The organism is Candidatus Pelagibacter communis (genome assembly GCF_001179965.1).
Taxonomy (GTDB): Bacteria; Pseudomonadota; Alphaproteobacteria; order Pelagibacterales; family Pelagibacteraceae; genus Pelagibacter.
On sequence record NZ_CVSH01000006.1, the window covers coordinates 1 to 521 of the forward strand.

A 521-nucleotide genomic window follows, 5' to 3' on the forward strand; every position below is an offset into this window, starting at 1 on the left:
CTTCAGTTGAGTCTTTCAAGGTCTCAGTTAAATTTGAAATTGGATCCTTAGTTTCTTTGAGCCATTTTTCAAGTACAGGTTTTGAAGTTTCCCAAATATTTGTTTCAGGGTTTAATTTTCTTGCAACTCCTTCAACAACAACCATTGTTTTTTGAAGTAATAATAATTGGGGTTGCGTTTGCATGTTAAATTTTTCAGTAATGTCAAATAACTGTTTAAGTAATTTTCCTCCCGAAATATCTTTAACTGATTGCCCAAAAATCGGCTCTCCTATGGATCTAAGAGCTTGAGCGAGTTCATCTACGTTAACGTTTTTTGGTACTAGGCCAGCAACTATATGAACATCTGCAACTTTTTTATAATCTCTTAAAATAAATCCGTATAAAATTTCTGCTAAAAATTTTCTATTAAGCTTATCTAATCGACCCATAATACCAAAGTCGATTGTTACAATTCTCCCACTATTATCAATAAGTAAATTTCCTTGATGCATATCAGCATGAAAAAAACCATCCCTAACA

The 521-nt window shown here is 32.2% G+C and carries 1 protein-coding gene; it reads right to left on the reverse strand.

Annotated features, from left to right (window positions below; translation table 11 throughout):
- A partial coding sequence (locus tag AMN73_RS00195; RefSeq protein WP_256997799.1) for an AarF/UbiB family protein occupies positions 1-521 on the reverse strand: 521 nt, incomplete at both ends.